Raw genomic sequence first — 22,136 nt, 5'->3', positions numbered from 1 at the left:
CTGTCCCCATTCCGGGTACGGCGAACGGCCGGCGGTGGGCCGGGATTTACCCCGACGCGCTCAGGATCGGCGCGCGCAGTTCAGGGTTGCAGGCACAGCGCAAACAGCTGGCGCTGGCTCGAGATGCCGAGGCGCCGGTACGCGCGCTTCTGGTAGGTGACGACGCTCGAGGCCTTCACGCCGATCGTGTCGCCGATCTCCTGCGCGGTCTGGCCTTCGAGCACGCCGCGCAGCACGTCGAGTTCGCGCTTGGACAGTGCAGGGCATGCGCCGCGCAGCCGCGCGAGCATCAGTTGCGGGATGCCGATCTGCGTCGAGCCGGCGAGCGTGTAGTGATGCTGCGCGGCCTGCACGATCAACGGTGCGAGCGTTTCGATGGCCGCGATCTCGCGCGGCTGGAACGCGCCGCTGCGATGCGCGCGATACAGGTTGATCGACAGCCAGGTCGAGTCGTTCGGCTGCATCAGCAACGCGAGGCGATCGGATACGTCCGGGCCGCGGTAGCAGGCCGCGCGATACGCATCGTGGCCGATCTCGTCGCTGGCCTGCTGATGCAGCAGCACGTCGCGGCGGTGCGTGCCGCGACCCGTGGTCGAGACGATCTTCTGGTTGCCGTCGAGGGCGTAGAAATGTCGCGCGTAGGTGTCGGCGACGTCGCGCAGGTAGCGGCCGCCGCGATGATCGGCGACCGACACGGTGCGCGGCCGGTTGCCGAACTCATACGCGAAGATCGTGCACTGCGTGACGGACAGCGCATCGTCGAACAGCTTCAGGATTTCCGCCGCGAACGCATTCGGTTCGCTGCCGCCGATCGCGGCGACGAGACCGGTTGCGCGGGACACGTCCAGTTGTCCGCTGAGGTTCGGTCGTTCGAGACGCCAGGTGCGCATGATGCTGGGGGAGGGGCGGGTGGTCCGGCGATTGTAATCGGCGGCGCGCGGCGCGGGAGTCGGGAGATGCCCGCAAGCAGGAAATGACGGGGAGGGCGGGCGTACGATTTCGTGTATCGGAAACGTGGCCGGAAAAGAGAAAAGGCCTGATAAGCGATGCTTATCAGGCCTTTATATCTTGGTGCCGGAGATAGGAGTCGAACCTACGACCTTCGCATTACGAATGCGCTGCTCTACCAACTGAGCTACACCGGCAGCAGAGAAATGAAATTATATGGTGAAATCCGAGATCTTGGCAATAGGTTTTGCGAAATTTTTTCAGCTTGCTGCTGCTTCGCGAAACCCTCGATCCGGCGGACTCCCGCTTTCACTTCACTGCGATGCAGCCTGTCAGGGCCACATCGCGAAGGCGCGATTGTACTGAGGTCTCGCACCTCCGTCTAGTGGTGCAGTGCGAATTTATTCGCCTTCGTTGTGATAGCCGGTCACGCGCTCGACTTCGTTCTTCGAACCGAGGAATACCGGCACGCGCTGGTGCAGGCCGTTCGGCTGCACTTCCATGATGCGCTGCGTGCCCGTCGTCGCGGCGCCGCCCGCCTGTTCGACGATGAACGACATCGGGTTCGCTTCATACATCAGGCGCAGCTTGCCCGGACGATCGGGCGTGCGCTTGTCGGCCGGGTACATGAAGATGCCGCCGCGGTTCAGGATCCGGTGCACGTCGGCCACCATCGACGCGATCCAGCGCATGTTGAAGTTGTCGCCGCGCGGGCCTTCCTTGCCGGCGTTCAGCTCGTTGACGTAGCGCTGGACCGGTTCGTACCAGTGGCGTGCGTTCGATGCGTTGATCGCGTATTCGCGCGTATCGGCCGGGATTTGCATGTTGCTTTGCGTGAGCACCCACGAGCCGACTTCGCGATCGAGCGTGAAGCAGTTCACGCCGTTGCCGGTCGTCAGCACGAACACGGTTTGCGGGCCGTACACCGCGTAGCCGGCCGCGACCTGCTCCGTGCCCGGTTGCAGGAACGATTCCTCGGTGGCCAGCTTGCCGTCCGGGCAGCGCAGCACCGAGAAGATCGTGCCGATCGACACGTTCACGTCGATGTTCGACGAGCCGTCGAGCGGGTCGAACACGAGCAGGTATTCGCCGCGCGGGTAGTTCGCGGGGATCGGGAAGAACGTTTCCATTTCCTCCGACGCCATCGCGGCGAGGTTGCCGCCCCATTCGTTCGCGTCGAGCAGGATCTCGTTCGACAGGATGTCGAGCTTCTTCTGCACTTCGCCCTGGACGTTCTCGCTGCCGGCGGTACCGAGTGCATCGCCGAGCGCGCCCTTCGACACGTTGTAGCTGATCGCCTTGCACGCGCGGGCGACGACTTCGATCAGCAGGCGGAGGTCGGCGGGCAGGTTGTTGGTCTCACGCTGCTGCTCGATCAGGAACTTGGACAGCGTGGTGCGGCGGGCAATGGACATGACAGACTCCGAAAGGCCAAAGAATCCTTGAATTGCCGCAATTTTACCCGGCGCGCCTCCCGACCCGCCGCCTTTTTTCGTCCGGTTACATGGTCGGGCGGCCGATTCGGCCGGGCTCCGGCGTGCACTGCGCCGCGGATCGGCCCTGCCGCGGCGGGAAAGCCGGGTGTTCGAACCCTTGTCCGGCTCCGACCCCGCCAACCTTCGGCCGATAAAAAAAGCCGGCGCCGCAACGGGGCGGCGCCGGCTTCGTCGTGCGGACGCGCAAGGCGAATCGCGTGCGTTACGTTATGCGAGCGCCTTCTCGACGATCTCGCGCACGTCACGCGATTTCGCGCCGGCAGCGACCTGCTCGAGCGCTTCGCGCATCCGGTCGCGCAGCGCCGGCGTGAAGCGTCGCCACAGTTCGAGCGAGCGGGCGAGGCGCGCGGCGACCTGCGGGTTGATCGCGTCGAGCGCGAGCACCTGTTCGGCCCAGAACGCGTAGCCCGAGCCGTCCGCCGCGTGGAATTGCGCCGGGTTCGCCGCGCAGAAGCTGAAGATCAGCGAGCGTGCGCGGTTCGGGTTCTTCAGGTTGAACGCAGGGTGAGCCATCAGCGTGCGGACCTTCGCGAGCGTCGGCTGGGCGGACGTGCCGCGCTGCGCGGCCTGCATCGCGAACCACTTGTCGATCACGAGCGCTTCCTTCTCGAAGCGACGGTAGAAGTCGTCGAGCGCACGCGCGGCCGCGTCGTTCGCGCCCGCCGCCGCGGCGGACAGCAGCGCGCCGAGCGCGGCGGCGCGATCGGTCATGTTGTTCGCGGCGTCGTACTGTGCGGTCGCGATGCGCACGGTGTCGGCCGGATCCTCGAGTTCGGCGAGATACGCGAGCGCGAGGTTCTTCAGCGCGCGGCGGCCGGATGCTTCCGGTGTCGGCTCGTACGCGCCCGGCGTCTGGTGCTGCTCATAGCCGGCGAGCCACTCGGCGCGCAGCGCGGTCGCGAGTTGGCGGCGCACGAACTGGCGCGCGCGATGCACGGCAGCCGGATCGGCTTCCGCCATCTGATCGGCCAGATAGGTTTCCGACGGCAGCGTCAGCGCGAGTTCGCGGAACGCGGGCGACAGGTTTTCATCGGTCAGCACGCGGCGGAACGCGGCGACGAACTTCTCGCCGAGCGTGAGCGGCTCGTTCGCGGCGGCGCGCGCGGCGAGCGTCAGCAGCGCGCGTGTCGCGAGGCGCTGGCCGGCTTCCCAGCGGTTGAACGGGTCGCTGTCGTGCGCGAGCAGGAAGGCGAGGTCGTCGTCGGTATAGTCGTATTCGACGATCACCGGTGCCGAGAAATTGCGCAGCAGCGACGGCAGCGGCTGCTCTGGCACGTCGACGAACGTGAAGGTCTGTTCGGTATCGGTGAAGTCGAGCACGCGTGTCGTGCCCGTTGCGGCGGCTTCGCCGTCGAGGCGCAACGGCAGGTCGCGGCCGTCGCGGCCGATCAGGCCGATCGCGAACGGGATCAGCAGCGGCCCCTGCTGCGTCTCGCGCGCGGCCGGCGACGCGTCGCCGTAGCCTTGCGCAAGCGTGACCGTGTAGCGGCGCGCGGCCGCGTCGTATGCGGTGCGTACCGACACGCGCGGCGTGCCGGCTTGGCTGTACCAGCGCTCGAATTGCGCGAGATCGCGCCCGTTCGCGTCGGCCATCGCGTGACGGAAGTCGTCGCACGTCACCGCGTGACCGTCGTGGCGCTTGAAGTACAGGTCCATCCCCTTGCGGAACCCGTCGCGGCCGAACAGCGTCTGGTACATCCGCACGACTTCCGAGCCCTTCTCGTAGACGGTCATCGTGTAGAAGTTGTTGATCTCGACGTAGCTTTCCGGACGCACCGGATGCGCCATCGGGCCCGCGTCCTCGGCGAACTGCAGCTGGCGCAGCACGCGCACGTCCTCGATGCGCTTGACCGCGCGGGCCGCGGATCCGACGTCGTCGCCCGCGGCCATGTCGGCCGAGAATTCCTGGTCGCGGAACACCGTCAGCCCTTCCTTCAGGCTCAGCTGGAACCAGTCGCGGCAGGTCACGCGGTTGCCGGTCCAGTTGTGGAAGTACTCGTGGCCGACCACCGATTCGATGTTCGCGAAGTCGGTGTCGGTTGCGGTCTCGGGGTTCGCCAGCACGTACTTCGTGTTGAAGATATTGAGCCCCTTGTTCTCCATCGCGCCCATGTTGAAGTCGCCCACTGCGACGATCATGAAGCGGTCGAGATCGAGCTCTAGGCCGAAGCGCTTCTCGTCCCAGCGGATCGAGTGGATCAGCGAATCCATCGCGTGACGGGTCTTGTCGAGATCGGCCGGTTCGACCCACACCTGCAGCAGCTTTTCCTTGCCGGAGCCGGACGTGATCTTCTCCTCGATCGCGACAAGCTTGCCCGCGACCAGCGCGAACAGATAGCTCGGCTTGCGGAACGGGTCTTCCCATTTCGCGAAGTGGCGGCCGTCGGGCAGCTCGCCCGAGTCGACGAGGTTGCCGTTCGACAGCAGCACCGGATACGCGCTCTTGTCGGCGCGCAGCGTGACGGTGTACGACGCCATCACGTCGGGGCGGTCGAGGAAGTAGGTGATGCGGCGAAAGCCTTCGGCCTCGCACTGCGTGAAGAAGTTGCCGCTCGACACGTACAGGCCGGACAGCGTCGTGTTCTGGTCCGGCGCGCACGCGCTGTCGAGCGTAAGCTCGAACGCGTCGGGCACGTTTTCGACGGTCAGCCCGTGTTCGTGCGCGCGCACCGGACCATACGGCGCGCCGTCGAGCTGTGCGCCGAGGAATTCGAGCGCTTCGCCCATCAGCTCCAGATGCGGGGTGGGCGCCGCGTCCGGGTTGCGGCGCACGCGCATCGTATTCCTGACGATCGTGCGGGCCGGCGCGAGATCGAATTCGAGTGCGACGGAATCGATGAGGAAGGCCGGCGGCGTGTAGTCGGCGCGGCGGATCACGGTGGAGGAGGCGTTGTCGGACATGGTCGTCGAGATCGGTGGAGTGGGGATCGGGCCCGCAGCGCGGGCCGGGTCAACCGGGCCATTGTACAAAGCCTTGCGGCCGCGTGTCGGGCGAACTTTTTACCGGTTCCGGGAGTCCGCGTATTATCGGCATCCCGTGCGGTTCGCGCGGTGCGACGTACGGGTGACGGATCGACGAGGATCGACATGAAACGCGAATGGATTCAACGCGGTGCGGGCTGGGCGGCGGTGCTGTGCGTGGCGCTGCTGTCGGGCTGCACCAGCTACGTGACGACACAGGTCACGGCCTTCTCCGACTGGAGCGGCAGCGACGCGACACGCACTTACGCCTTCACGCGCACCGATGCGCAGAAGCACAGCATCGAGCAGTCGACCTACGAGCCGATCGTCGCGAACGAACTGTCCGCGTACGCATTCCGGCAGGTGCCGGCCGCGCAGGCACGCTATCTGGTCGGGCTGGCCTACGGGGTCGGCAGCGATCCGGTGACGGTGCCGCAACCGGTTTACTACGACCCGTGGTTCATGGGGCCGGGGCCGTACTGGCGGGGCGGGCCGTGGGGCCCGTGGGGGCCCTGGGGGCCGATGCCGACGGGCTACGTCGCGCAGACCTACCAGGTCTTCGACTACACGCTCGGCATTCGGATCACCGAGCGCGCGACCGGCAAGGAGGTCTATAACGTGACCGCGCGCACCACGGGCGACAACGGCGCGCTGCTGTATGCGATGCCGTTCCTCGCGCGCAGCGCGCTCGCCGAGTTTCCGTTGTCGAACGGGGCGATCCGCACGGTGCGGCTGCCGGTCGACAAGCGCGGCGGGCCGGCCGCACCGGCCGCCAACGAGCGTGCGGTGCCGGCCGTGCCGGCATCGGGCGCGGCGGTCGCGAAGTAACGCGGTATCGACACCGGCGCGGCCGCCCGGCCGCGTCACTTGCCTGCGTGCGTCAGACTCCGACGCCCAGCAACGCCATTGCGCCCAGCACGACGAACAGCACGGCCGCGATGCCATGCACCAGCTTCGTCGGCAGGCGGTGCGCGAAACGGTCGCCCAGCAGGATCGCGGGCACGTTCGCGAGCATCATCCCGAAGGTCGTGCCGGCCACCACGCCGATGTAATCCTCGAAGCGCGCGGCGAGCGCGACGGTTGCGATCTGCGTCTTGTCGCCCATTTCCGCGAGGAAGAACGCGACGAGCGTCGCGCCGAACACGCCGAGCCGCGAGCGGTTCGTATTGGCTTCGTCGGCATCGAGCTTGTCGGGCACGAGGATCCACAACCCCATCGCGATGAACGAGAACGCGAGCGCCCAGCGCATGATCGACGGCGTGACGAGCGCGCTGAGCCATTCGCCGAGCGCACCGGCGAAGCCGTGGTTCACCAGCGTCGCGACGAGCACGCCGAGAATGATCGGCACGGGCTTGCGATAGCGCGCGGCCAGCACGAGGGACAGCAGTTGGGTCTTGTCGCCGATTTCAGCGAGGGCGACGGCGCCGGTGGAGATCAGGAAGGCTTGAGACACGTATGGGGTTCCACGGGCCGATGTTGTGCGTGCGAGCGACGATCCGCCGCGCGCCGGGCCCTGATGCGGCGCGCAGTGAACCATCGGTCTCGCCAGGCCTGGTGGCTGCGCCCGCCATGGCCGAACGGCCAAGTCTGTTGACGGACGCCTCCGTCACGATGCGCGCCGGGGGCGCGGGACATCGAGCGGAGCGGCTACTCCCCAATGAGCGGCGAATTCTAGCACGGCGCGTGCCGCGCACGGCGAATTCGGCGGCCCCGGCATGCGCCGCAGCGCACGCCGGGGCAGGGTGGGGCCAAGGCGCGTGAGTTACGCGGCGGCGGCGGTGCGGCGTACGGCCCCGCGCTCGTGTACGAGCCGGCCGGCCGCGTACGTGCGGTACACGGCACGATCGTCGCCGAGCAGCGCGAACGCGAACAGCAGTTCCTCGAGCGACTCCGCGCGCTTCGTGCGGCGCGCGAGCAGCGGCGTGGCCTGCGGGTCGAGCACGACGAAGTCGGCTTCGGTGCGCGGCGCGAGCGTGCCGACCGTGTCGGCGAGATCGAGCGCCTGCGCGGCGCCGGCCGTCGCGAGCCAGAACATCCGCGTCGCGGTCAGGTGGTGGCCCGACAGCCGCGCGACCTTGTGCGCCTCGTTCATCGTCTGCAGCATCGAGAACGATGTGCCGCCGCCGACGTCGGTGGCGAGCGTGACGGGCACGTCGTATTCGCCGGCCTTGTCGAAGTCGAACAGCCCGCTGCCGAGGAAGAAGTTCGACGTCGGGCAGTGCGCGACCACGGTGCGTGTCTCGGCCATCCGGCGGCGGTCCTCGTCGTCGAGGTGGATGCAGTGGCCGTATACGGCGCGCGGACGCAGCAGCCCGTAACGATCGTAGATGTCGAGATAGCTGCGGTGGCCCGGGAACAGCTCGGCGACCCATTTCACTTCATCGACGTTTTCCGCGACGTGGCTCTGCACGAACACGTCCGGATGGCGGCGCGCGAGTTCGCCGCACGCCTCGAGTTGCGCCTCGGTGGACGTCGGCGCGAAGCGCGGCGTGAGCGCATACATCTGGCGGCCGTTGCCGTGCCAGCGGCCGATCAGCTCGGCGCTGTCGTCATAGCCCGATTGCGCGGTGTCGCGCAGGAACTCGGGGCAGTTGCGGTCCATCAGCACCTTGCCCGCGATCATCCGCAGGTCGCGCGCGTCGCTCGCCGCGAACAGCGCGTCGGCCGACTGCTTGTGCACGGTGCAGTAGACGAGCGCGCTCGTCGTCCCGCAAGCGAGCAGTTCGTCGACAAAGAAGTCGGCGACCTCGCGCGCATGCTCCGGATCGCCGAACCGGCGCTCGGTCGGGAACGTGTACTTGTCGAGCCACGGCAGCAGGCCGGGGGCCGGCGACGCGATCATGTCCGTCTGCGGATAGTGGATGTGCGTGTCGATGAAGCCGGGCACGATCAGCTTGTCGCGCAGGTCGTGGACGACCGCGTCGCGTGCGAGCGTCGCGGCGAGCCGCGCATACGGGCCGGCCGCGACGACCTTGCCGTCGTCGACGATCAGGAGGCCGTCGGTCTCGTGGTTCGCGGCCTGGCTCGACTGCGCCGGGTCGCCGTTGAAGGTCAGCAACTGGGAACGGAAAGCGGTTTGCGTCATGACGAATGGTCCTGCATCAAGGTAAGGCGAACAGAAGAAAACGGTCGGTGTCGCGCGGGCGACGTCATGGCAGGCGCTACCCGTGCATGCGCGATGCGGCGATGCGCGAAGGGGGGCGCGCCGTGGACTGCGATTGCGCACGCGAGCGTGGCGGCCGCGGCCGCCATCGCGGGATTCCCGGCGGCAAGCGCCAGGATGGCGACCGCAATCGCGGCCGGCGCGGCGGCGAGCTGCCTGACGAGCCGCAACGACAGGCTTCGGTGCGCGACGACGCACATCGCCGTCGCCACGCGTGCCACGGGGGCGACGCCGGCGTGCGCGTGCGGTGCGCGCATGCGGCCGGCACGGCGCAGGGCCGAGCCGGTCGTCACGAAGCGGATGTCGTTGCGGTGTTTCATCTGTCTAGCGAACCTCGATGCCGGCCGTCACGCGGCCTGCCAGTACGAATCGAGACGCGCGATCAGCGCATCGCGCTGCGCGGCATCGACGAACGACGCCTCGAAGCCGTTGCGGATCACCGCGTGCACTTCGGCGTCCGTCAGTTGCAGCCCGTCGACCGTCGCGAAGTAGTTGTCGTTGACGTAGCCGCCGAAATAGGCCGGATCGTCGGAGTTGATCGTCACCGCGACGCCGCGATCGAGCAGCGCCTTCAGCGTGTGCTTCGCCATGTCGTCGAACACGCACAGCTTCAGGTTCGACAGCGGGCACACGGTCAGCGCCGTGCGCGTGCGCGCGAGGCGTTCGACGAGCGCCGCATCCTCGATGCTGCGCACGCCATGGTCGATCCGGTCGACCTTCAGCACGTCGAGCGCTTCGTAGATGTAGGCGGGCGGGCCTTCCTCGCCCGCATGCGCGACGAGCTTCAGCCCGAGCGCGCGCGCCTTCTCGAACACGCGCGCGAACTTCGTCGGCGGATGGCCGAGCTCGGACGAGTCGAGGCCGACGCCGATCAGCCGATGGCGATAGCGTTCGAACAACGGCAACGCGGATTCGAACGTCGCGAGTGCGTCCTCTTCGGAAAGGTGGCGCAGGAAACACAGGATCAGCTTGCTCGACAGCCCGCGCTGCTCGGCATCGGCGAGCGCGCGGTCGATGCCGGCCACCACCGTCTCGATCGGCACGCCGCGTTCGGTGTGCGTCTGCGGGTCGAAGAACAGTTCAGTGTGGACGACGTTGTCGGCGAGTGCGCGTTCGCAATACGCGGCCGTCATGTCGTAGAAATCCTGCTCGGTCAGCAGCACGCTCGCGCCGGCGTAATAAATGTCGAGGAACGACTGCAGGTCGGTGAACGCGTACGCGGCGCGCAGCGCGTCGATCGACTCGTACGCGAGCTTCACGCCGTTGCGCTGCGCGAGCGCGAAAATCAGTTCCGGCTCGAGCGAGCCTTCGATATGGATGTGCAGCTCCGCTTTCGGAGCGCGGGCAATCTTGTCCTTGAATGTCGGGGTCATGGCGTTGTTCTTGGTCGGTCAGAAGGTAGGGGAAGCCTGCGCGGGCGCGTTCGCCTCGACGGCCTGCAGCAACTGCGCAGCCACCGAGATCGCGATTACTTCGGGCGCCTTGTCGATGATGCCTTCGACGCCGATCGGGCAGCGCATCCGCGCGACCTGGGCCGGGTCGATGCCGATCGCTGCCAGCCGATGATCGAACTGCACGCGCTTGGTGTGCGACCCGGTCATCCCGAAGTACGCATAGTCGCCGCGCCGCAGGATGCGTTCGGCCAGCACGAAATCGAGTGCGTGGTCGTGCGTCATCACGACGAAGTACGCGTGCGGCGGCGCCGCGTCGACGGCATCGGCCGGGCTGGCAACCGCGTCGATCGCGAGATTGCCGATCCCGGCGAGCGTCTCGGCCGGCGGGAACGCCGCGTCGGGCCCGTCGATCCAGCGCACGTGGCACGGCAGCGTCGCCAGCACCTTCACGAGCGCGGTGCCGATGTGTCCCGCGCCGAACAGCACGACGGGGAACGCATGCGGCGCGATCGTTTCGGTCATCAGCGACACGCCGCCGGTTTCCCACAGCAGGCAATCGGCACGCGCGGCGGGCGATTCGGGCTCGCTGAGCAGCGGCGCACCCGGCAAGGGGCCGAATGATACGCTACGCACGGTCGCGGCGCCGGCCGCGACGCGCTTCGCGAGCGACATGATCCAGCCGAGGTCGCCGACGTCGAGCCGCTCGAACGCGAGCACGACCGCGCCGCCGCAGCACTGGCCGAGGCTCGGGCCGAGCGCGAGCCGTTCGAGCCGGCGCGCGTGGGGCACGTGCGCGCCGTCCTTCAGCAGGTGCCGCGCGATCTCGATCGCCTTCCATTCCAGATGACCGCCGCCGATCGTATGGCGGGCCGTGTCGCGCGTGACGAGCATCTTGGTGCCGGCCTCGCGCGGCGCGGAACCGTCGGTATGCGCGACCGTCACGAGCACGGCCGCTTCACCGTGCGCGAGCAGTTGCTGCAGATCGCCGAGCCAGGCTTCCATCAGCACGCTCCGGTCGGGACGTCGCGGCGCGACGCGCGGCGCGGGCTGGCGGGCGCGGCGGCAACGAGGAAGGACGGGAGCGCGGCGGGCCGGCCGCTCGACTGGTTCAGCGCGGTGGCCGTGCGCCGAAGGCGCGCGCGAACGACGCCGCGGAACGTGCGGACGCCATGAGGGTGACGGATGCGGATGGTTTGCGTTGTCATGATGAATCCAGTCGACATTGCGGATCGGGCGCGCGTTACGCAGGAGGTGAGACCGCCTGGCCTCGCGCACGTAGATCGCCATCCAGTCGCGAAGATAGCACCGCAACGCGACGGGAACATCGCCGGACGGTGATCCGGGCTATCAGACAGCGATCATGTCGATCATAGGCCCGCCGCGCGGGATCGGGGCGCCGATGCGCGGGCACCGGGCCGAAACGCATGCGTGGCGGGGCGTGCGCGCGGATGTCGCGCGAGGCGCGGTCACCCGGAAATCCGGGCGGCGGCCGGGATAGGTGTTTACGCGCGGCCGGCGGGGTGCGGCCGCGAGAGACGTCGCCGGCATAGCCGGGCGAACAAGGGCGGACCACGCGGTCTCGACCGGTCGGCCGGACCGCGCGGCGCGGCCAGTCAACCTGCCAGCTTGCGGCGATGGCGCCAGAGGCTCGAGGCGACGGCAAGCAGGATCACGGCGAAGCCGATCAGCGCCCAGCCGGGCAGGAGGATCCCGAAGATCGGCGGATAGACCGTCTCGCACAGGCCGGCGACCTTGAACATGCCGGGGAACCACTGGGCGGGCGGCAGGCTGTCGACGATCGGCTGCAGCGTGTCGAAGCCGCAGCTGAAGCCCGGATTCATCTGGATCGACAGGTGCCGCGCGGCGGTGCCGACGCCGCCGGCCGCGGCGATCGCGATCAGCAGCTCGAGCACCCAGATGCCGCGCCAGTTGCGCATCCCGGCGGCCAGGAACGCGAAGATCCCGATCGCCGCGAAGAAGTAACGCTGGATGATGCACAGCGGGCACGGATCTTCGTTCTTTACGTATTGGAGGTACAGCGCGCCGGCCAGCAGGGCGATGCACACCCAGCCGAGCAGCATCAGCAGGCGGCGTTCACGGCGGAGTGCGAGCGTGTAGTCATTCATGTCGGCGGGATTCCTGTCGTTGGTCGGTCCGATAAGCAATCGCGCGATTTTAGCGCGAACGATCTGGCACGAAACTGACAGCGCGCGTGCGGCACCCCGCCGCACCCGCTTCGTCCGGTCCATCACCTCGCCTTCATGCCGTGCGTGCGATCACCGGATCGTGTTCAGCACGGCCTCGACCGCCTGGCCAATCGCGAGCAGCGCGTCGTCGCGATGCGGTGCGGCCGCGAGCATCAGGCCGACCGGCGCCGCGTCGCGCGGATGGCACGGCAACGACAATGCGCATGCGTCGAGGAAGTTGAACGCGCTCGGGTTGCGCAGGATCAGCGCATTGGTGCGCGTGAACGCGGCGTCGTCCGCTTCGAGTTCGGCGATGCGCGGCGGCACGACGGGCACCGTCGGCGCGACGAGCGCGTCGAAGCGCGACCAGACGGTGTGCGCCGCTTCGTCCAGCATCGCGTGGCGGGCGGCGAGCAGGTCGAGATAGTCGGCCGCGCTCGCCGGCTCGCCCTTCAGGATGCGCGACAGCACGCGCGGGTCGTATTGGTCGCGGTGCTGCGCGAGCAGCGGGCGATGCCACGCGTACGCCTCGATCGGCGAGAAGCCGAAGCGGTTGATGTCCGGCAACCGGTCGAGCGCGGAAAAGCGCACTTCCGTGACGATCGCGCCGGCGGCTTCGAGGTGCTTCAGCGATGCGTCGAGCGCTGCGGCGACGTCGGCGTCGACGCCGTCCGTCACGTAGTTGGTCAGCACGCCGAGCCGCACGCCTTCGAGCGGCCGCGCGGCCGGCACGTGCGGCTCGAGGCCCGCGAGCATCCGGTCGACGAGTGCGCAGCAGGCAACCGTCAGGCCGATCGGGCCGAACGAGTCGAGTGTGGTCGACAGCGGCACGCCGCCTTGTGTCGGGATCCGGCTCGCGGTCGGCTTGAAGCCCGTGAGCCCGCACAGCGCGGCCGGAATGCGGATCGAGCCGCCGGTGTCGGTGCCGAGCGCGACCGCAGCCATCCCGTCGGCGACGGACGCGGCCGCGCCGGACGACGAGCCGCCGGCAATCCGCGCGTCGCCCGGCACGTCGCGGCGGTACGGCGAACGGGGCGTGCCGAAGTGCGGATTCAGGCCGAGCCCCGAGAATGCGAACTCGCTCATGTTGGTGCGGCCGACCAGCACCGCGCCCGCGCGCTTGAGCCGTGCGACCGCGACCGCGTCGGCCTTGGCGGGCGGCGCCCCGTCGAGCACGCGCGAACCGGCGCGCGTCACCTGGCCCGCGACGTCGAACAGGTCCTTCACCGACACGGGGATGCCCGCGAGCGGCGACAGCACGGTGCCCGCGGCACGCAGGCGATCGTGCGCGTCGGCGGCCGCGCGCGCGTTGTCGGCGTCGACCTCGGTGAAGACGGCGGCACCCTGGCCGGACGGATCGGCGATCCGATCGAGCGCGACGTCGACGAGCGCGCGGCTCGTGGTCCGGCCGGCCGCGAGGTCGGCGGCGAGCTGGGCGAGCGGGGGGAAGGGCGTGAAAGTGGTCATGGGCGGCTCAAGGGCGAAGATGTTGGACGAGGGTGGCGCGAAACGAGTCGATATGGCGTTCGACGGCCGTGCGCGCGCCGGCGGCGTCGCGCGCGGACAGCCGCTCGAACAGTTCGCGGTGTTCGTGCTGGACGTCGGACAGGTGGCGCGGCTCGGACAACGTGACGAACCAGAAGCGCAGCGAGCGTTCGTGCAGCGCGCGCAGGATTTCCGCGAGGACCGTATTGCGTGCCGCCGCGGCAATCGCCTGATGAAATGCGCGATCGAGTTCCATCATGCCCTCGACGTCGTGAGTATCGACGCAGGCCTGCCCGTCGTCGAGCAGCGCGGCAATGCGCGCGAGATCCTCGGGTGTTGCATGGCGGGCAGCGAGTTCGACGCAATGCGCTTCGTTGATGCGGCGCACGTCGATCACCGCGACGATGTCGTCGAGCGACAGCGGCTGCACCATCAGCCCCTTGCGCGGCATCACGGACAGCAACCCTTCGAGCACCAGCCGGTGGACGGCCTGATGGACGGGCGTGCGGCCGATGCCGGTGCGTGCGACGAGGTCGGCTTCGTTGAGCGCGGCGCCCGGCTTCAGGCGCATCGTGATGATGTCGCGCTGGATCAGCGTGTACGCGCGGTCGGCGAGGCTGACCGCCGATACGGCGGGCCGGTCGTGGAGGGCGTCGGTCAGGGCGTTCATGCGGGCGGCGGCGCAGTGGTCGGGTAGGGCGCGGTCATGGCGCGGGCGAGGGGCGTGTGGACGATCCATGAATATTATTGTGATATATCACTGCTGTCCAGCTTACCGGGGCGATCTTCCAGCCGTCAAACGGGGTACGATGGCGTGTCCGGCGCCACATGCGACTGCTTGCAACAATATCGACAGGATGTTGCAGATTTACCGCGCGATCGTGCACTGAAGCATAATGAATCCTCGTCAATCCAATACGCGCGAGCGACGTACCAGACCATCGTCATGAGCGAAAACACGTCTTCCCCGGCCGGTCTGCCCGGCACCTCTTCCGCTTCTTCCTATTCCTCCCGTTCCGATCCGGCGAACATGCCCGCCGCGCAGGCTGCCGCAGCGCAGAACGTCGCTGTGGACGGCGTCTCGCCGGCCACGGCCGTGTCCGAGCCAGGTGAGCCGGGTGCTGCCGTCGACGGTGTTGCGGCGTCGCCGAAACCCGGCGCACCGCCGCCCGGCTTCGGCGCGCAGCCCGATTTCGATACGCCGCGACCGCCGCCCGCGAGCGCGCAGCATGCGCCGCCGGCTTACCTGAAACAAAGCGACACGCCGTGGTCGGTGTTCGGCCGGATCGTCGCGGCGCGTGCGCGCCGGATGTTCGACCGCGCCGGCCAGCGGATCACGCAGCGCACGCTGCGCATCGGCGTGTCGGCGCGGATCTTCCATCCGGAGCCGGGCGCGAAGGGGCTGCGCGGCAAGACGCTGCAATATCTCGAGGAATCGATCGCGCACTGGGTGATGTCGCGCGACGTGCTCGTGTTCATGATTCCGACCGTCGGTCATCAGGGCATGCTGCATCCGAGCAACATCCGCCTGCGCGACTACGCGAAGCATCTCGACGGCCTGCTGCTGCAAGGCGGTGCCGACGTGTCGCCGCAAACCTATGCGGCGTCGGATGCGCGTCCCGAATGGCCGGGCGACCGCGTGCGCGACATGTACGAACTCGAGCTGTTCCACGAGTTCGTCGAGTCCGGCAAGCCGGTGCTCGGCGTGTGTCGCGGCTGCCAGCTGATCAACGTCGCGTACGGCGGGTCGCTGTACCAGGACATCGCGACCGACGTGCCGACCGCGAATCCGCACGTGAGCGAGCATTACGACCAGCATCGCCACGCGATCCGCTTCCCGGACTCGTCGACGCTCGCGAGCATGTTCCCCGGGCGTAGCGAAGCGATCGTGAACTCGATCCACCATCAGGCGATCCGCGATCTCGGCCGCGATCTGAACATCGAGGCCGTGTCGGCCGGCGACGGGATCATCGAAGGCATTCGCTACCGGCGCGCGCCGTTCGTCGTCGGCGTGCAATGGCACCCGGAGTTTCATCGCGCGGGCGGCGCCGAACTGCTCGACTGCACGCCGCTGCTCGATGCATTCCTGCGCGCGGCACGCGAAACCCGCCTGTAACCGGCCCTTGTCTCACCCCACCGGAAGGCTGGCCGCATCCCGTTGAATTCGAGATGCGGCCGTTTGGTTTTGAACGATAGTCGCGACTCCCGATGCGTTCGCCGGAGTCTGACGTTGGCCTTCCAAGATTTTTCCCCTGCACGATGCGCAACGTGGATCGTTGCGCTGGCCGCCTGCGCGCATGCGGTTGCGGCGTGGTCCGCCGACGCGACCGCGCCCGTCGCGGGCACGCGCCCCGCGGTGACGAGCCTGAGCGGCGATGCCGCGACTGCGGCGCCGGCTTCCACGGCATCCGCCACGAACGTCACCGCGAAAGGCAACGTCGCCGAACTCACGCAGATGCTGCACGACGGGCGAATTGTCGAGATGCGCACCAGCTACAACGGCAGCTATGGCGCAAGCCTGATGTTCGATCCGCGCGAGATGACGTATTACGTCGCGCTGTTTCAGGACAAGCATCTGTGGCGCGTGATCAAGTCGCAGGATAAGAGCCGTGCGGAGAGGGTGTACGCGAACTTCGTCCAGCAGACGATGCAACTCGCGGACGTCGAAATTCATCGTACCGAACTGCAGGCGCAGAAGACGTTCCTCGAACGCGTGATCGCGCTGCAGGCGAATCGCGCGCAGCAACTGCAGGCCGATCTGAGCGTCGCACGCAGCCAGCAGGCCGAGGTGGCGCAGCGGCAGAAGTCGGTGCAGGAGCAGACGCGGGCGCTGCAGGTCGAGAAGCGGGCGGCGCAGTTGCAGTTGCGCGATCTGCAGGAGCAGGTGCGGCAACTCGAGCGGCAGGCCGAAACGGGGTTGCCCGCGCGCAAGTGACCTGGTATCGATCCAGCTGGATCGACGCCCACCCGATAAAAAACCCGGCGAAGCCTGCTTCGCCGGGTTTTTTATCGGGTGGGCGTCAGCAGGGGAACGTGCCGGGGCTATCAGTCGATCGGATCAATCGGATTCCGGTGCGCCTTTCGAGAAGATTCGTACGGGTCGAGGGCGGCGACGGCAACCGCAGGCGCGCTACAAGGCAACCGTCGGCTTCGCGTGGCATCATTCGCGGGCCATGCCGGTACGCACATCGTTGCACGACGTGCCGCCGGCTGGCAGCGATGTCCGTGCGCGCCGGGCCGGCGCGACACGCATCGTCGGATCCACACGGCGTGACTGTCGCGCCATCCGAGCCGAGAGAACAACATGTCCACGGCAACGCACGCCGTCGCGCAGGAATCGAAAGTCCGGACCGTGTTCCGGGTCGTCAGCGGCAACTTCCTGGAAATGTACGACTTCATGGTCTATGGGTATTACGCGTCGGCCATCGCGAAAACCTACTTTCCGAGCGGCAACGCGTTCGCGTCGCTGATGCTGTCGCTGTCGGTGTTCGGCGCGGGCTTCCTGATGCGCCCGGTCGGCGCGATCGTGCTCGGCGCGTACATCGACCATCACGGCCGCCGCAAGGGGCTGATCCTGACCCTCGGGCTGATGGCGCTCGGCACGCTCACGGTCGCCGCGATACCCGGTTACGCGACGATCGGCGTGCTCGCGCCGGTGCTCGTGCTGCTCGGCCGGTTGCTGCAGGGCTTTTCCGCGGGCGTCGAGCTCGGCGGCGTGTCGGTCTACCTGTCGGAGATCGCGACGAAGGGTCACAAGGGCTTCTATACGTCGTGGCAATCGGGCAGCCAGCAGGTGGCGGTCGTGTTCGCCGCGTTCGTCGGCGTGCTGCTGAACCGCGCGCTGCCGGCCGAGGACATGACCGCGTGGGGCTGGCGCATTCCGTTCCTGATCGGCTGCCTGATCGTCCCGTTCCTGTTCCTGATCCGTCGGTCGCTGAAGGAAACCGACGCATTCCTCGCGAAGCGTCACCGTCCGACGATGGGCGAGATCATGCGTTCGATGCTCGAGAACTGGGGCGTCGTGATCGCCGGCATGGGGATGGTGATCATGACGACGGTGTCGTTCTACATGATCACCGCATACACGCCGACGTTCGGCAAGGAAGTGCTGCACCTGTCGTCGCTCGACGCACTCGTCGTGACCGTCTGCGTCGGCCTGTCCAATCTCGTCTGGCTGCCGCTGTCCGGCGCGCTGTCGGATCGCATCGGCCGCCGCCCCGTGCTGATCGCGTTCACGGTGCTCACGCTGCTGTCGGCCTACCCGGCCGTGCTGTGGCTCGTGGCGGATCCGTCGTTCCTGCGGCTGCTGGCGGTCGAGCTGTGGCTGTCGTTCCTGTACGGTTCGTACAACGGCGCGATGGTCGTCGCGCTGACCGAAGTGATGCCGGCCGACGTTCGCACGGCCGGCTTCTCGCTCGCGTACAGTCTCGCGACGACGATCGGCGGGTTCACGCCGGCGATCTCGACGTTGCTGATCCACCAGACGGGCAACAAGGCGGCACCGGGGCTGTGGCTGAGCGTCGCCGCGATCTGCGGATTGATCGCGACGCTCGTGCTGTATCGCACGCCCGAATCGCGCAACCAGTACAACGCGGCCTGACGTCGCCCGTATCGCATCACGTCGAATGAAAAAAGGGAGCGCACCGCGCTCCCTTTTTTGTCTGCGTCCGGATATTCAGGCGTCGCGCAGCGCGCCGGCGACCGCCGCCGCCACGTCGAGCCATTGTCCCGGTGCGGACTGGCGGGCGAGCCTGGCGTGCGGATACCACGGACAGTCGTCGCCGGTGAACCAGCGCCAGTCGGGTGCGAACGGCAGCATGATCCACAGTGGCTTGCCGAGTGCGCCCGCGAGGTGCGCGACCGCCGTATCGATCGTGACGACGCCGTCGAGCCGTTCGATCAGCGCGGCCGTGTCGGCGAAGTCGTTCAACCGCCCGTCGAGCCGATGCACGCGAGGATGCGCATCGACGCGCGCCCGTTCGTCGTCGTCGAGCGCCGGCTGCAGCACGACCCAGTCGATGTCCGGCAGCGCGAGCAGCGGCGCGAGCGCGTCGAACGGCATAGAGCGGTTTTCCTGTGCCTGCCGGCGTCCCGTCCATGCAAGGCCGAACTTGCGCTTCGACTGGCCGCCCAGCGAGCCGCGAAAGCGCCGGAGCGCGCCGTCCGGCGCATCGAGGTAGCGTGTGCCCGCGACGATGTCGGCCGGCTGCAGGCCGAGCAGGAAAGGCAGGCTCATCAGTGTGCACGCGACGTCCGCCGGCAGCGGCTTTGCGGCGCCTTGCGCGACGAGCGTCACGCGCCAGCGCGCCGCGGCCGGTGCGAGCAGCGCGACGAGTTCGGGTTGCACTTCGAGCACGACGCGCGCGCAGCGCGCGCGGGCCAGCGGCACGAAGCGGACGAACTGCAGCGTGTCGCCGAAGCCCTGTTCCGCGCGGATCAGCAGCGTGCGCGACGCAATCGGCTCGCCCTGCCAGCGCGGCAGCGTGCCGAGCGGCGTCGCGCCCGGCGTGTCGTGGCGCGTTTCGTACGCGGGCAGGCCGCGAGTGAAGTCGCCCAGCGTCAGCAGCGTGACGGCGCGGTGCAGTTGCGCGAGTTTCAGGTCGGGGGCGACGCGCAACGCCTGGTCGAACGCGCGCAGCGCCATCTCGTGCGCGCCGAGTGCGTGATGCGCGTTGCCGAGGTTCAGCCACGCGAGACTGAACGACGGATCGAGGCCGACCGCGCGTTCGTAGTAGGGCAGCGCTTCGCGCTGGCGTGCCTGCGCGCACAGTGCGTTCGCGAGCCCGAAGAGGGCAAGCGGGAACGGCGGGTGCAGCACGAGCGCGGCTTCGAATGCGGCGGCGGCTTCGCCATGACGGCCGACCGCCTCGAGCGTGTTGCCAAGGTTGAAATGTGCGGCGACGAAGCGCGGCTGCGCGGCGATCGCCGCCTGGAAGTGTGCGACTGCGTCGTCGGCCCGGCCCATCGCGTTCAGCGCCATCGCGAGATTGTTGTGCGCGCCGGCATGCCCGGGCCGCAGATCGAGGGCGCGATGGAATGCGGCGAGCGCGTCGTCGTGACGGCCGAGCGCATTCAGCGCGTTGCCGAGGTTGTTGTGGATCGATGCGTCTTCCGGCGTGAGCCGTAGTGCGCGGGCAAACGCGTCGACGGCATCCTCGTGGCGCTGCAGTGCCGCATACGCGTTGCCGAGGTTGTAGTGCGCGAGCGGAAATTCGGGCGCGAGCGTCAGCGCGTTGCGAAAGCGGTCGATCGCTTCGTCGAGCCGGCCGAGTGCCTTCAGCGCGTTGCCAAGATTGAGCTGCAGCGCGGCGTCGTTCGGGCGCAGCTCGACCGCACGCCCGACGAGATCGGCCGCCTCGGCATGCTGGCCCTGCTGATGCCGCAGCACGCCGAACAGATGCAGCGCGTCGGCGTCGGCGGGATTGGTGGCGAGTGCGGCGCGATAGCCGTGCTCGGCCTCGGCGAGGCGGCCCGCGCGGTGCGCGGCATACGCTCGGTCGAATGCGGAATCCATGACGCGAAAACTGACGGAAAGCGCGTATTTTCCCACACTGCGCGCCGGTGCCCCAGATCGGCCGGTCGGCATATGGCCCCGTCACGCGGAGCGGCGTAGACTTGCACAATCGCGTGTCATCGAGGTTCTCATGGCTGACACACCACTCGATATCCCGCCCGTGCTGATCGTCGGCGCAGGCCCCACCGGCCTTGCCGCTGCGATGAGTCTCGCGCGTGCCCGCGTGCCGGTGCGCATCATCGACCGGCTCGCCGCGCCCGCGCCGTATTCGCGCGCGATCGGCATCCAGGCGCGCACGCTCGAACTCCTGGAGCAGCATCGCGCGGTCGAACCGTTTCTCGCGCTGGGTCATCGCGCCCATGCGGCCGCGCTGCATGCGGACGGCCGCGTGATTGCGCGGCTCGATTTCGATCCGCTGCAAACGCGCTATCCGTATCTGCTGTTTCTCGACCAGAGCATCACCGAGCGGCTGCTCGCCGAGCATCTGGCCGGGTTCGGCGTGACCGTCGAACGCGGCGTCACGCTCACCGCATGCGACGCGGGCGGACCGTCGCTCGTCGTGACGATTCGTGATGCCGATGGTCGTGAACAGGCGTTCGCGCCGTCGTACCTGATCGCTGCCGACGGCGCGCACAGCACGGTGCGCCATCTGCTTGGCCTGGGCTTCGCCGGGCATGCGTTCGAGCAGACCTTCCTGCTCGCCGATTTCGCGGCGATACCCGACTGGCCGGACGAGGAGATTCATCTGTTCACGACGCCCGACGGCATCGCCGGGCTGTTTCCGATGGGCGGCGGCCGCTACCGGCTCGTTGCCGACCGGCCGCCCGGCGGCGACGCATCGCCCGATGCGCCGACCACCCCGACGATCGAGGAATGCGAGGCGATCGTGCGCGCGCGCGTCGGCGCGTCGATTGCGCCGAGCGATCTCGCGTGGTCGGCGTATTTCCGCTTGCATAGCCGGATGGTCGACCGGCTGCGTCACGGGCGCGTGTTCTTCGCGGGCGACGCCGCGCACGTTCACAGCCCGGCGGGCGCGCAAGGCATGAACACGGGCATCCAGGAAGCGTTCAATCTTGGCTGGAAGCTCGCGCGCGTGCTGGGCGCGGGCACGCCGGAGCGGCTGCTCGACACGTATCACGCGGAGCGCCACCCGATCGAGCGTGACGTATTGCGGCAGACCGGCCTCGTCACGCAGATCGTCGAAGCCGACCACGGCGCGATGAAGCTGCTGCGCGATCATGTCGTGCCGTTGCTGGCGTCATTTGGGCCGGTGCGCGACGCGGTGCGCCGCACCGTCAGCGAGCTCGGCGTGCAATACCGGAAAAGCCCGCTCACGCTCGAGCGCGTGCTCGACGGCGGGCCGCGCGCAGGCGAGCGTGCGCCCGACGCGCTCGTGCATGTGGTCGACGGGCCGCTCGGCCGGGCGCCCGGAACCGCGCGGCTATACGACCTGCACGACCCGGCGAGCTTTACGCTGTTGCTGCTCGAGGAGCCGGCAGGTGTCGACGCGGGCGATACGGGCGACGTGCCGCCGATGCCCGCGGATGCGCAGGCGCTTGCGCAGGGGCTGGAGCGGATCATGCCGGGTGCCGTGCGGACGTGGCGCGTCGCCGATGCCGAAAGCGACGGCGCGGACGGGCTTGCGCAGGTATACGGTCGCTCGAGGCCGTCGTTCTACCTGCTGCGGCCCGATGGCTACATCGCGGTGCGCGGCCGTACCGCCACCGACGCGAACGCGCTGCTGCGCCACTGCGAAAGCTGGTTCGCGGGCATGTCGGTGCCCGCGTAGCGGGGCGCTCAGGCGGAGGTCGCGGCCGGCTCGAGCGATGCGCGGTGCGCGGCGATCGCGTCGCGCACGATCGGTGCCGCGCGTTGTCCGGCCGCGCTCGACGGATCGTCGAGCGCGGCGAGAAGCGCGCGCCGCATGCGTGGTTCCCAGAAGCGCCGGATGTGTTCGGCGATCCCGGACAGCGCTTCTTCGCGATCGGG

Annotated in this window: 19 protein-coding genes, 1 tRNA gene and 1 riboswitch; of the genes, 5 read left to right on the top strand and 15 right to left on the bottom strand. The window is 68.4% G+C overall.

What is annotated here, in order from left to right; genetic code table 11:
• Nucleotides 1-80 precede the first annotated feature (80 nt).
• The 4 genes from DIE23_RS17355 to pepN form a co-directional block, all read right to left on the bottom strand.
• Nucleotides 81-890, bottom strand: a complete 810-nt coding sequence (locus DIE23_RS17355; protein ID WP_124613264.1) for a LuxR C-terminal-related transcriptional regulator — start codon at nucleotides 888-890, stop codon at nucleotides 81-83.
• A 179-nt stretch (nucleotides 891-1,069) separates the two neighbouring features.
• Nucleotides 1,070-1,145: transfer RNA gene (locus tag DIE23_RS17350), tRNA-Thr, on the bottom strand.
• A 204-nt stretch (nucleotides 1,146-1,349) separates the two neighbouring features.
• Nucleotides 1,350-2,363: a class 1 fructose-bisphosphatase gene (locus DIE23_RS17345; protein WP_124613263.1), complete on the bottom strand. Its 1,014-nt coding sequence runs from the start codon at nucleotides 2,361-2,363 to the stop codon at nucleotides 1,350-1,352.
• 288 nt (nucleotides 2,364-2,651) lie between these two features.
• The gene (gene pepN, locus DIE23_RS17340; RefSeq protein ID WP_124613262.1) at nucleotides 2,652-5,345 is read right to left on the bottom strand and encodes an aminopeptidase N; all 2,694 of its coding nucleotides are present in this window, start codon (nucleotides 5,343-5,345) and stop codon (nucleotides 2,652-2,654) included.
• Nucleotides 5,346-5,531: 186 nt separating this feature from the next.
• Between pepN and DIE23_RS17330 the strand changes: the two genes are divergently transcribed.
• Entirely contained in the window at nucleotides 5,532-6,233 is a 702-nt protein-coding gene (locus tag DIE23_RS17330; protein ID WP_124613260.1) for a DUF4136 domain-containing protein, read from the top strand.
• Nucleotides 6,234-6,285: 52 nt separating this feature from the next.
• On the opposite strand, the gene DIE23_RS17325 is transcribed toward DIE23_RS17330, so the two are convergent.
• The 9 genes from DIE23_RS17325 to DIE23_RS17285 form a co-directional block, all read right to left on the bottom strand.
• Nucleotides 6,286-6,858: a TMEM165/GDT1 family protein gene (locus DIE23_RS17325; protein ID WP_124613259.1), complete on the bottom strand. Its 573-nt coding sequence runs from the start codon at nucleotides 6,856-6,858 to the stop codon at nucleotides 6,286-6,288.
• Nucleotides 6,859-6,936: 78 nt separating this feature from the next.
• Nucleotides 6,937-7,073: riboswitch (yybP-ykoY riboswitch) on the bottom strand.
• 94 nt (nucleotides 7,074-7,167) lie between these two features.
• The gene (gene guaD / locus DIE23_RS17315; RefSeq protein WP_124613258.1) at nucleotides 7,168-8,490 is read right to left on the bottom strand and encodes a guanine deaminase; all 1,323 of its coding nucleotides are present in this window, start codon (nucleotides 8,488-8,490) and stop codon (nucleotides 7,168-7,170) included.
• Nucleotides 8,487-8,888, bottom strand: a complete 402-nt coding sequence (locus DIE23_RS17310) for a hypothetical protein (protein WP_124613257.1) — start codon at nucleotides 8,886-8,888, stop codon at nucleotides 8,487-8,489. The genes guaD and DIE23_RS17310 overlap by 4 nt, the downstream gene beginning before the upstream one ends.
• A 27-nt stretch (nucleotides 8,889-8,915) precedes the next feature.
• On the bottom strand, nucleotides 8,916-9,941 hold the full coding sequence (locus DIE23_RS17305; protein WP_124613256.1) for an adenosine deaminase: 1,026 nt from the start codon (nucleotides 9,939-9,941) through the stop codon (nucleotides 8,916-8,918).
• A gap of 18 nt (nucleotides 9,942-9,959) precedes the next feature.
• On the bottom strand, nucleotides 9,960-10,964 hold the full coding sequence (gene xdhC, locus DIE23_RS17300) for a xanthine dehydrogenase accessory protein XdhC (RefSeq protein WP_124613255.1): 1,005 nt from the start codon (nucleotides 10,962-10,964) through the stop codon (nucleotides 9,960-9,962).
• Complete coding sequence (locus DIE23_RS39575; protein ID WP_185646481.1) at nucleotides 10,964-11,167, bottom strand: hypothetical protein; 204 nt, start codon at nucleotides 11,165-11,167, stop codon at nucleotides 10,964-10,966. The genes xdhC and DIE23_RS39575 overlap by 1 nt, the downstream gene beginning before the upstream one ends.
• Before the next feature lie 408 nt (nucleotides 11,168-11,575).
• Nucleotides 11,576-12,088, bottom strand: a complete 513-nt coding sequence (locus DIE23_RS17295; protein ID WP_124613254.1) for a disulfide bond formation protein B — start codon at nucleotides 12,086-12,088, stop codon at nucleotides 11,576-11,578.
• 150 nt (nucleotides 12,089-12,238) lie between these two features.
• Complete coding sequence (locus tag DIE23_RS17290; RefSeq protein ID WP_124613253.1) at nucleotides 12,239-13,615, bottom strand: amidase; 1,377 nt, start codon at nucleotides 13,613-13,615, stop codon at nucleotides 12,239-12,241.
• Between the two features lie 7 nt (nucleotides 13,616-13,622).
• A complete protein-coding gene (locus tag DIE23_RS17285; RefSeq protein ID WP_124613252.1) occupies nucleotides 13,623-14,303 on the bottom strand; it encodes a GntR family transcriptional regulator in 681 nt (226 codons plus the stop codon).
• A 276-nt stretch (nucleotides 14,304-14,579) separates the two neighbouring features.
• Between DIE23_RS17285 and DIE23_RS17280 the strand changes: the two genes are divergently transcribed.
• The 3 genes from DIE23_RS17280 to DIE23_RS17270 all read left to right on the top strand — a co-directional run bounded on the left by DIE23_RS17280 (nucleotide 14,580) and on the right by DIE23_RS17270 (nucleotide 18,233).
• Nucleotides 14,580-15,749, top strand: coding sequence for a gamma-glutamyl-gamma-aminobutyrate hydrolase family protein (locus DIE23_RS17280; RefSeq protein ID WP_124613251.1), 1,170 nt, complete (start codon nucleotides 14,580-14,582; stop codon nucleotides 15,747-15,749).
• 114 nt (nucleotides 15,750-15,863) lie between these two features.
• The gene (locus DIE23_RS17275; RefSeq protein ID WP_124613250.1) at nucleotides 15,864-16,568 is read left to right on the top strand and encodes a DUF2968 domain-containing protein; all 705 of its coding nucleotides are present in this window, start codon (nucleotides 15,864-15,866) and stop codon (nucleotides 16,566-16,568) included.
• A 369-nt stretch (nucleotides 16,569-16,937) separates the two neighbouring features.
• Complete coding sequence (locus DIE23_RS17270; RefSeq protein WP_124613249.1) at nucleotides 16,938-18,233, top strand: MFS transporter; 1,296 nt, start codon at nucleotides 16,938-16,940, stop codon at nucleotides 18,231-18,233.
• 75 nt (nucleotides 18,234-18,308) lie between these two features.
• Here the strand turns inward: DIE23_RS17270 and DIE23_RS17265 are convergent, their stop codons facing one another.
• On the bottom strand, nucleotides 18,309-20,147 hold the full coding sequence (locus DIE23_RS17265; protein ID WP_409364237.1) for a tetratricopeptide repeat protein: 1,839 nt from the start codon (nucleotides 20,145-20,147) through the stop codon (nucleotides 18,309-18,311).
• 130 nt (nucleotides 20,148-20,277) lie between these two features.
• Here DIE23_RS17265 and DIE23_RS17260 point away from each other — a divergent pair, with 130 nt between their 5' ends.
• Nucleotides 20,278-21,936, top strand: a complete 1,659-nt coding sequence (locus DIE23_RS17260; protein ID WP_124613247.1) for an FAD-dependent monooxygenase — start codon at nucleotides 20,278-20,280, stop codon at nucleotides 21,934-21,936.
• Between the two features lie 8 nt (nucleotides 21,937-21,944).
• Here the strand turns inward: DIE23_RS17260 and DIE23_RS17255 are convergent.
• Nucleotides 21,945-22,136, bottom strand: a 192-nt coding sequence (locus tag DIE23_RS17255; protein ID WP_124613246.1) for a formate dehydrogenase subunit delta, incomplete at its 5' end; no start/stop codon positions are given.

The organism is Burkholderia sp. Bp9143, assembly GCF_003853645.1.
Lineage (GTDB): Bacteria > Pseudomonadota > Gammaproteobacteria > Burkholderiales > Burkholderiaceae > Burkholderia.
The sequence above is the reverse complement of the archived record's forward strand: the minus strand, read 5'-3'. Positions and strand labels throughout refer to the sequence as shown.